Raw genomic sequence first — 9,741 nt, forward strand, 5'->3', positions numbered from 1 at the left:
TTTTAACCGCACTAGAATTTACTAGGGCGGGCGGCGGCGCATGAGCCCGCAACGCGCATTCAAGCAGTAATTTCCACAAAGAGGAGAAACACGTGGCGACCTTCGTAGACCGGGTAGTACTTCACGTATCCGGCGGAACAGGCGGCCACGGCTGTGTCTCTGTTAAGCGCGAGAAGTTCAAGCCGCTCGGCGGACCCGACGGCGGCAACGGCGGCAATGGCGGCGACGTCATCCTGCGCGTCGATGCCCAGACCACCACTTTGCTTGATTACCACCACGCTCCGCACCGCCACGCGACCAACGGCGGTCCCGGCATGGGCGACTGGCGCGGTGGCAAGAACGGTGAAACCCTTGTGCTTCCGGTCCCGGACGGCACTGTGGTCAAGACCAAGGACGGCGTCGTCCTCGCCGACCTCGTCGGTGAAGGCACCGAGTTCGTCGCCGCCGCAGGCGGCATGGGCGGCCTCGGTAACTCGTCGTTGTCTTCCCAGAAGCGCAGGGCACCCGGTTTCGCCCTCCTCGGTATCGAAGGCGAGTCCAGCGACATCGTCCTGGAACTGAAGTCCATTGCGGACATCGCACTGGTTGGCTTCCCCTCCGCAGGCAAGTCGAGCCTCGTCGCGGCGATGTCGGCGGCTCGGCCCAAGATCGCCGACTATCCGTTCACGACCCTGATCCCCAACCTTGGCGTGGTCCAGGCCGGTGACGTCCGGTTCACCATCGCCGACGTTCCCGGGCTGATCGAAGGCGCGAGCGAGGGCAAGGGCCTCGGCCACAACTTCCTGCGCCACGTGGAGCGTTGCGCGGCGTTGGTACACGTGCTGGACTGCGGAACTTTGGAAGCGGACAGGGACCCGCTCTCCGATCTCGCGATCATCGAGCAAGAGCTGGACAAGTACGCCGTGGACATGAGCTACGCCGGCGTTGACGGCGAAGTTGTCCCTTTGAACGAGCGCCCCAAGCTTGTGGTCCTCAACAAAGTGGACCTGCCTGACGGTCGGGACATGGCCGAGTTCGTCCGTCCCGAACTGGAACAGCGGGGCTACCGCGTCTTCGAAGTCTCCGCTACGAGCCATGAAGGCTTGCGCCAATTGAGCTTCGCCATGGGTGAGATCGTCATGGCCGCCCGCAAGGCCGTTGCCATTGCGCCTCCCAAGGTCGCAGCGCCCGTTCTCCGCCCCCGTGCTGTCAACGAGTCCGGCTTCACGATCCGCCGCGAGGAAAAGAACCTCGAGCCGCTCTTCCGGGTATTGGGGGAGAAGCCGGTCCGCTGGGTCAAGCAGACTGACTTCACCAACGAGGAAGCCATCGGCTACCTGGCCGATCGCCTGGCCAAGCTCGGCATCGAAAACGAGTTGTTCAAGATGGGTGCCGTCCCGGGCGACACCGTGGTGATCGGCGAAGAGGACGGCGTCGTCTTCGACTGGGAGCCCACCATGATGGCAGGTGCCGAACTCTTGGCGACGCCTCGAGGCACCGACATCCGTGTTGCCGACATCGGCGATCGTCCCACCCGTTCGCAGAAGCGGGACGAGCAGATCGAACGCCGCGAGGCCAAGGCTGCCGCACGGGCCGAGCTCGAAGCCGAGCGGAAGGCGGGCATCTGGACCGAGTCCGTCAGCGGACGTCGTCTGCCCAAGCCCCTGAAGGAAAGCGGCCTGGAAGCCGAAAATGACGACTAGCACGGCCCGCATCGTTGAAGCCGCTACGGGCGACGACACCGCAGAACGCCAGGCCCTGGCCGGCGCCAAGCGGATCGTCGTCAAAGTGGGTTCGTCCTCGCTGACCAGCATCAAGGGCGGCATCTCGGAGAAAGCGCTGACGGCCCTCGTCCACGCCCTCGCTGAGAAGCGCAATTCCGGGACGGAGATCATCCTGGTCTCTTCCGGTGCCATCGCGGCGGGCCTCGCGCCGCTCGGCCTCGCCAAGCGTCCCAAGGACCTCGCCACGCAGCAGGCTGCGGCCAGTGTGGGCCAAGGGCTTTTGATGGCGCGCTATTCGCAGGCGTTTGCGGCACACGGGGTCACGGTAAGCCAGGTCCTGTTGACGGCGGATGACTTGATGCGCCGCACGCAGCACAGCAACGCCTACCGGGCGCTGGACCGCTTGCTGAACCTCGGCGTCGTGCCCGTCGTGAACGAAAACGACACCGTGGCTACGCACGAAATCCGCTTCGGTGACAACGATCGCCTGGCCGCTTTGGTGGCGCACCTTGTGCGGGCTGACGCGCTGGTCCTGCTTTCCGACGTCGACGCCTTGTATGACGGTCCGCCGTCGTTGGGCGCCAAGCGGATTCCACTCGTCACCGGTCCCGCCGACCTCGACGGCGTGACCATCGGCAAGGCCGGCCAAGCCGGCGTCGGAACCGGCGGCATGACCACCAAGGTGGAGGCTGCGTCGATCGCCGCAGGCTCCGGCATCCACGCCCTCGTCACGTCCACGGCCAATGCCGCAGCGGCACTGGCCGGCGCGGACGTGGGCACGTGGTTCGCCATCAACGGAAACCGCAAGCCGGTGCGCCTGCTGTGGCTGGCCCACCTCGCTTCGGTCCGCGGCCGTTTGGTGCTCGACGACGGCGCCGTCCGGGCCGTCCGCGATCGTCACACCTCGTTGCTGCCCGCCGGAATATCGTCGGTGCAGGGAGACTTCGAGCCCGGCGATCCCGTGGAGATGGTTTCCGCCGAAGGCGCCGTGATTGCCCGGGGCCTGGTGAACTATTCCGCTGAAGAGCTTCCCCGCATGCTTGGCCGCTCGACCAAGGAGCTCGCCAAGGACCTTGGCCGCGGATATGACCGCGTAGTTGTTCATGTTGACGACCTCGTACTGGTTCAGCAGCCCCGCTCCACTAAACTTGGAGAATGACTGAGGCCCTTACCCCTGATTCTCCTGTGATGACTGACACCCTGGCTTCCGGCAATGCCGGCCAGGTGCCGGAAACCCCGGAGCTGGGAACCGCGCCGCTCACGCCCGAGCAGGTGGAAGCGGCCGTGCATTCCATTGCGGACCGTTCGCGTCAGGCCGCGCGGCGCATGGCCCAGGCGAACCGTGCCTGGAAGGACCGCGCGTTGCACGCCATCGGCGCAGCCCTCCGGGAACAGCAAGCGTCAATCGTCGCCGCCAACGCCAAGGATGTCGAGTCCGGCCGCAACAACGGAACCTCCGCTGCCATGCTGGACCGTTTGACGCTGACTCCTGCGCGCATCGACGGACTTGTGGCGGCGCTTGAGAACCTGGCCGGCCTGCCGGATCCCGTGGGCAACGTCGTCCGGGGCCAGACCCTCCCCAACGGACTGCGCTTGCGCCAGGTCAACGTGCCGATGGGCGTGGTCGCAGCGATCTACGAGGCCCGCCCCAATGTCACTGTCGACATCGCCGGACTTGCCCTGAAGAGCGGCAATGCCGTGATCCTGCGCGGTGGATCGGCTGCCGCCCACACCAACGCGGCCCTTGTGACCATCCTCCGTGACGCGCTGGAATCCGTGGGCTTGCCGGCCGACGCCGTCCAGAGCGTGGACGAATTCGGCCGCGAGGGCGCCAATGTCCTGATGCGTGCCCGTGGCCGGGTGGACGTGCTGATTCCCCGAGGTGGGCGGGACCTGATTCAGACCGTGGTGAACAACTCTTCCGTGCCTGTCATTGAGACCGGCGAAGGCAATGTGCACATCTTCATCGACGAATCCGCCAGCGAAGAGATGGCCGTCGATATCCTGCTCAACGCCAAGACCCAGCGCCCCAGCGTGTGCAATACCGTGGAGACTCTCCTGGTGCACTCGAAATCCACGGTGCTGCCCGCCGTCGCTGCGGCCTTGCGGTCTGCTGGAGTCACCCTTCATGCCGACCCCCGGATTCAAGCGGCGCTGTCCGGTTCGGTGGAAACAGTCCCCGCAGACGACGTCGATTGGGCCACGGAATACATGGACCTTGACCTCGCCGTCGCCATGGTGGACAACCTGGATGAGGCAGTCGCGCACATCCGCAAATGGTCCACGGGCCACACGGAAGCCATCCTGACGAACAACCTGGCGAACGCCGAAAAGTTCATTGCGGACATCGACTCTGCGGCGGTCATCGTGAACGCTTCCACGCGTTTCACCGATGGAGGCGAGCTTGGCCTGGGTGCCGAGGTGGGAATCTCCACCCAGAAGCTGCACGCCCGCGGTCCCATGGGCCTCACGGAGTTGACCACCACGAAGTGGATCGTGCAGGGTGAAGGCCAGGTCCGGGGCTAGCGACGCTGTAACATAGAACAGAAGTCCTGGACGGTGGGAGGATCCGCCGTCGAAATCCTTTGAACCGCTAGGGGAGAAAATGCAGTTTCAGCAGATCGCCATTTCCATTCTCGCTCAAGGGGGCGAGAGTGAGGCCCCGGCGCCGTTGTGGGCTCCTCCTTTCGTCTTCGGCATCACCATTTTCTCCATCCTCCTGATCCTGATGTTCGTGGCGGTCTCCTACACGAACCTCGGCAACCGTCACGACGCCGTCGACGAGCACTCGGATCCGCACCGCCAGCACCCGGCCAAGCACCCAGGGCTGGGTCACTAACATTTCCGCCGCAAAACCCTTCGAGGAAACGGGGCGCCGGCATCGCTTGGGCGTGATGGGTGGGACCTTCGATCCCATCCACCACGGCCACTTGGTTGCTGCCAGTGAGGTTGCTTCCAAGTTCCGCTTGGACGAGGTGGTCTTCGTGCCCACCGGAGAGCCCTGGCAGAAATCGCACAAGCAGGTCAGCGAGGCCGAGCACCGGTACTTGATGACGGTCATTGCCACGGCCTCAAACCCCAATTTCACGGTGAGCCGGGTGGATGTGGACCGACCCGGTCCCACGTTCACCATCGACACCCTGCGTGATCTCCGGAAGCAGCGGCCGGACGCAGACCTGTTCTTCATTACTGGCGCGGATGCCCTGGCGCAGATCCTGTCCTGGAAAGACGTCGACGAGCTGTGGTCATTGGCGCATTTTGTCGGCGTCACCAGGCCGGGCCATGTTCTTGATGGCATGGGCAGGGAGGACGTCAGTCTCTTGGAAGTACCCGCCATGGCGATTTCCTCGACGGATTGCCGCGCCCGCGTGGGCGCAGGCAACCCGGTGTGGTACCTCGTACCTGACGGCGTAGTGCAGTACATCGCCAAATACAAGCTGTACTCGGGCGCACCCGGCATGGGGGAGCCCCTGCATGCTATGACCGGACCAGAACACCAAGCCCGTACCGAGTGAGTTTTGAATGAGCCAGGAACAACCCCCCATCCCTAGCCGGCGCGAGCTTCGGCGAGCCCGGGACGCACGCGTGGAAACCGGCGCACGTCCCGCGGTAGCCGAAGCCGGCACCACCGACGACGCCAACCATGCGTCCGGTGGCGCTTCGGTCAATCGGGTGCGCCGGGTGGCCGATGCTCCGCTCGACGCCAAACCCGCTTCGGAACGTTCTTCCCAGGCGCGCGCACGCGACCGCGCAGCCCTCCGTGCCATCAAGGAACTCGCGGATAAGGAACAGCAGCTTTCCCGCGGCGGTCCGCCCACGCGCCGTCAGTTGCGCTTGCAGCAGCTGCAGGAAGAAGTTGCCCCGGGAACCTCAGCGATCCCCGTTGTACCGGCACCAGGGTCCGGGCCGAGGACATCCAGCATCCCGGCCCAGGCTCCAGGCAAACAGCAGCCCGGACCGGATCGCAAAGGCGCATCGCCTGGCGGCGGTGTCCGCGTCACGGCAGGCCCGCCTCCCGGCGCCCCGGAAATGACCGTGGAGCAGGCCTTGATGGCCCGTGAGCTCCTCGCCGCCCAAGCGAACAATCAGACCAACAAGCTCGAGCAGATCGCGGCAATGGAATCCGCAGTGCAGAGGGTCCCGGCCGCTGAATCCGAGGCATCCGGAACCGACGCTGAGCCGGCGGATCCGGTTGTTTTGGCTGAGCAGATCGCCCAGGCCGAACGCGAGGCGATCCTCAACAAGAGGGCAATCGCCAAGCAGAAGCTTGCCGAGCAGAACAGCCGTCCTGCCCAGGCCCGTGCTGAACCTTCCGCGGCGAGCAACCTGGCCATGGTGACGCCCCTTGAGTTCGTGAAGGTTCCGGGACTCGATCGTCCCGTCATGAAGCCTCCCGGCACCACCTTTGTTCCCCTGGTGACCTCGCCTGCGCCGAAACTGAAGCCCGGGCAGTCGGCGTCGGGCAAGCCCCGCAGCCTGCGCGGCCGGGCAGGAGTCTTGGCGCGCGCCGAGGCCGCCGCGAAAGCGGCAGGCCGACGCCCGGCGTCGGACTCCGGATCGGACGGCCAGGCATTCGCGGAAGCGGCCGAACATCCGCCCGTTTCGGCAAGTTCGGCTTACGGACTTGAACCGCTCGACGCCGCGACGGCGGGACTTGGGCGCGCCCAGCGTACCCGGCTTCTGGTCCTGGGACTCGTTGGCATCGGAGCCATCGCCCTGATTGCGGGCATCATCATGATCACCAGCGGACTTTCCCGCTGACCACAACGGCTTTTGCCACCAAACAGGTTTCGTTCATTCTCGAAGCCGCATACAAGGAGTCCCGTGACTGCACATGAACAATCCGTCCTCTTGGCCCGCCACGCCGCCCGCGCGGCAGCGGACAAGCTGGCCGAGGACATCATCGCCCTGGATGTCAGCGAACGTCTGGCCCTCACTGACGTCTTCCTGATCGCATCGGCTCCGACCGAACGACAGGTCAACGCCATCGTCGACGGCATCGAGGAAGAGCTGCTCAAGCAGGATCTCCGCCCGGTGCGCCGCGAAGGTCGTTCCGAGGGCCGCTGGGTCCTGTTGGATTACGCCGACATCGTGGTGCACGTCCAGCACTCCGAAGACAGGGTCTTCTACGCCCTGGAACGCCTGTGGAAAGACTGCCCTGTAGTGGACCTGGAGCTCGGCGACGATGCCTCCGCGAAGGCTCCCGCCGTCGAGGAATCCTAGGCTTTTAGACGCAAACCAACTGAATATGCCCGATTTGGAATTTTCGGAAATGCTGTTCTAAGATATTTGAGTTGCTTCGGAGGAATCCGAAAACTGGACGGGGTTTTCCGGCCAGTTCTCGGATAGTGAAGCAGCGAAAATATGGGGCTGTGGCGCAGCTGGTAGCGCACCTGCATGGCATGCAGGGGGTCAGGGGTTCGAGTCCCCTCAGCTCCACCATATTGACCTTATTCGAACCATCGACATCGTGGATGCCGTCGAGTAAGTGCTCGACGGTTACCAAAAGGGAACCACCAGATCTGGTGGTTCCCTTTTGTGTGTCACTGTGGGCCGCGTGGTGCGCTTGCGCGCGTTCGAGGGCCTCGGGCCGGCTAGCCCCGGCGATGAGCGACTGGTGGCCTGCGTGAGCGGCAGCCAGCGTCGCAACGGGTTCGGCCAGTAGCGTCCCTGTTATTTCTTCGTCTTCAACGAGGACTTTGACGAAGACTGCTTGGTTGAGCTGGCGGCGCTCCTGGTCGCTGGCGGCCCGGTAGAGGGCTTCCGGGTCCGCCAGTAGGTCCAGATAGGTTTCGAGATGGCGGGTTCCCTTTTCCAGATTGACGGTCGTTCGTGATACCAGCCCTTGGCTCAGTGCGACCATGTTCAACGAATTCCTTGACGACAAAAGCACCTTGTAGTCCTCCGCCATGGCCCGCGCGCGTACAGCCTCGAGTTGGGGAAAGCGGCGGGGGAGCGCCTGCTCGTGTTCGCCATTTTGTTTCGATTAGGCTCATAGGACGCCCGCTCTTGAGGCCCCGCCTGGAACGTAGGTACATTTTCCGGGCATGCCTCCACCACTTTGCCAACCGATTACGGTTTACTATGGGGCATTACCGTCCGGCGGATTGCGGTCAATCGCGAGCCCACCGCCGACAAGTCACCGACAATGCAGGGGGATACTCCTTGGTAACCATGGCCGATGTTGCGCGGGTAGCCGGCGTTTCCAGGAGCACTGTGTCCTATGCGCTCAGCGGTGTCAGGCCGATTGCGCCCGAAACGCGGGAGCGCATCCTGCAAGCCATGTCCGAGCTTGGCTACACACCGAACCTGCTCGCCCAGGGTTTGGCCGGCAAGCGGACCGGCATCGTCTCCTTGATTTTCCCGGTCGGGGAGCAGGGCATGAACACCACGGAGTTCGAGTACGTCCAAGGTGCTGCCGAGCAAGCGCGGGCTGATGGATACCATCTTCTTCTGTGGCCGATGGATCCCGACGACCTCGTCGAAATGCAACGGATCGTGGCCCAAGGGCTGGTCGATGGAATCCTCCTGATGGAAGTCAGGTCATTCGACGAACGGATTCCACTACTCCTGGAAACCGGGGTTCCATTCGTCACGATCGGACGGCCGGCGGACGCCGCTGGCCTGACCTTCGTTGACGCGGATTTTGAAGCCATGGGTGAGTTGGCAGTGTCGCACCTCGTCAGCCTGGGGCACACGGAAATCGGCCTTGTGACGCATTCGCGTGAATCCCTGGACACCGGATATGGCCCGATGGTCCGGTCCTGGGACGCCGTGGCAGCTTCCGCGTCGAGGCACGGGATCACTGCCCGGCTGTTCCCAACCACGAGTTCGCTTGCCGGCGGTCGCGAGGTGTTCGCGCAGATCCTGGAAGAATCTCCGGAGACAACCGGACTCGTGATGATCAACGAAGCGGCCACCGCAGGCCTTCTGGGTGCCGCTGCGGCCCACGGTTGGCGAGTCCCCGAGTCCCTCTCCGTTGTCGCGATCAACACCAGTGCCGGCTCCGCCGAGCGCTTCATGCCCGCACTCACGACGGCGTCCGCCGAACCCGGCGTCATGGGGCGTGAGGCGGCACAATTCCTTACCCGGCGCCTCCGGAGCGACGACGCGGACGCCTTGCAGTGGCTCGCTGAACCGTTGCTGACGTTGCGCGGAAGCACCGCCGTGGTACGCGCCAGACAGCCGTAGAACAGCCTCGCGGTTCGGGTGCAATCCGCCAATTCCCGGCCTTCATGACGCGGTTCCAACACACGTGATTGTGACATTTGACACACCATTGCGCTGCCAACTACTGTCGAGCCATCGACCCGCGTCGACAAGGCGCGTCGACGAACGGCGATGAGATTCCTCCTGATACAAACAAGGCGGATGGTCACCGATCAGCGTTCCCGGAAGACTAAGGAAGTAAGTCGTGCTTGGAATCATTCGGTGCCGACGCCCGGAGTTGACGATGCGGTCGACGTCACGCAAAACGGAACGGGAAATCCCCGGCTTTCGCCGCGGGTCCACAAGCAACCGCGTCCCCTTATTCCCCGACGGCGAAGGCCCCGGAATAGTGCGTGGACGGAACTTGGAGACTGCCACCCGCTTCTGAGCTCCAGGACCCGTGCGCCTGCGAGGCCAATGGTGCCCGCGCAAAGCATGTAAGCGCTTGCCCTTCCCCGTTGGCTTCCCGGAAGCCTCCTCGCCGCGCGCCCCAGTGGTCCCATCCCCAAGCCACCATCCCCCATCATCACAACAACCTCTTGGAGGTACACCCCATGGAAACGTTGACCATACCGGCCCTGTCCGCGTTCGAAGGTGGCCGGAAGTGAAAGCGATCCGACGGTTCACAGTCCGAACGGTTCTGCCGGACGCAATCGCCCCCTTGGCGCGGTTAGCGAAAAACCTGCGTTGGTCCTGGCATTTGCCGACGCGTGAACTTTTCTCCGCACTGAACGCCGAGGCCTGGGAACGAAGCGAGCACGACCCCATGACCTTCCTGGGCCTTGTCAGCCGCGAGGAATTGCAGGAGCTCGCAGCGGACGGCGCCGTC

At 64.1% G+C, this 9,741-nt stretch carries 9 protein-coding genes and 1 tRNA gene; all 10 read left to right on the plus strand.

Annotation, left to right across the window (positions count from 1 at the left end; genetic code table 11):
* Positions 1–92 precede the first annotated feature (92 nt).
* Positions 93–1,682, plus strand: a complete 1,590-nt coding sequence (gene obgE / locus KNN17_RS15490; protein WP_241709875.1) for a GTPase ObgE — start codon at positions 93–95, stop codon at positions 1,680–1,682.
* On the plus strand, positions 1,672–2,862 hold the full coding sequence (gene proB / locus KNN17_RS15495; protein ID WP_241709876.1) for a glutamate 5-kinase: 1,191 nt from the start codon (positions 1,672–1,674) through the stop codon (positions 2,860–2,862). Before obgE ends, proB begins: the two co-directional genes overlap by 11 nt.
* A complete protein-coding gene (locus tag KNN17_RS15500; RefSeq protein WP_241709877.1) occupies positions 2,859–4,229 on the plus strand; it encodes a glutamate-5-semialdehyde dehydrogenase in 1,371 nt (456 codons plus the stop codon). The genes proB and KNN17_RS15500 overlap by 4 nt, the downstream gene beginning before the upstream one ends.
* Positions 4,230–4,308: 79 nt before the next feature.
* Entirely contained in the window at positions 4,309–4,542 is a 234-nt protein-coding gene (locus tag KNN17_RS15505) for a hypothetical protein (protein WP_078108687.1), read from the plus strand.
* 46 nt (positions 4,543–4,588) lie between these two features.
* On the plus strand, positions 4,589–5,218 hold the full coding sequence (gene nadD, locus KNN17_RS15510; RefSeq protein WP_274619733.1) for a nicotinate-nucleotide adenylyltransferase: 630 nt from the start codon (positions 4,589–4,591) through the stop codon (positions 5,216–5,218).
* Between the two features lie 7 nt (positions 5,219–5,225).
* A complete protein-coding gene (locus KNN17_RS15515) occupies positions 5,226–6,464 on the plus strand; it encodes a hypothetical protein (RefSeq protein ID WP_078108689.1) in 1,239 nt (412 codons plus the stop codon).
* 63 nt (positions 6,465–6,527) lie between these two features.
* Complete coding sequence (gene rsfS / locus KNN17_RS15520; RefSeq protein ID WP_059389355.1) at positions 6,528–6,926, plus strand: ribosome silencing factor; 399 nt, start codon at positions 6,528–6,530, stop codon at positions 6,924–6,926.
* Between the two features lie 143 nt (positions 6,927–7,069).
* Positions 7,070–7,145: transfer RNA gene (locus tag KNN17_RS15525), tRNA-Ala, on the plus strand.
* Between the two features lie 732 nt (positions 7,146–7,877).
* Positions 7,878–8,894, plus strand: a complete 1,017-nt coding sequence (locus KNN17_RS15530) for a LacI family DNA-binding transcriptional regulator (protein ID WP_241709887.1) — start codon at positions 7,878–7,880, stop codon at positions 8,892–8,894.
* Between the two features lie 622 nt (positions 8,895–9,516).
* Positions 9,517–9,741 (plus strand): DUF3417 domain-containing protein (locus KNN17_RS15535; protein WP_241709879.1); only part of this gene is annotated, 225 nt, incomplete at its 3' end.

Origin of the sequence: Arthrobacter bambusae (assembly GCF_022606295.1) — a bacterium.
GTDB classification, from domain to species: domain Bacteria; phylum Actinomycetota; class Actinomycetes; order Actinomycetales; family Micrococcaceae; genus Arthrobacter; species Arthrobacter bambusae_A.

Bases quoted from the DNA above. Each gene is read 5' to 3' on its own strand.
- proB (WP_241709876.1), top strand. From the start codon at position 1,672: ATGACGACTAGCACGGCCCGCATCGTTGAAGCCGCTACGGGCGACGAC.
- KNN17_RS15500 (WP_241709877.1), top strand. From the start codon at position 2,859: ATGACTGAGGCCCTTACCCCTGATTCTCCTGTGATGACTGACACCCTG.
- KNN17_RS15505 (WP_078108687.1), top strand. From the start codon at position 4,309: ATGCAGTTTCAGCAGATCGCCATTTCCATTCTCGCTCAAGGGGGCGAG.
- KNN17_RS15515 (WP_078108689.1), top strand. From the start codon at position 5,226: ATGAGCCAGGAACAACCCCCCATCCCTAGCCGGCGCGAGCTTCGGCGA.
- KNN17_RS15530 (WP_241709887.1), top strand. From the start codon at position 7,878: ATGGCCGATGTTGCGCGGGTAGCCGGCGTTTCCAGGAGCACTGTGTCC.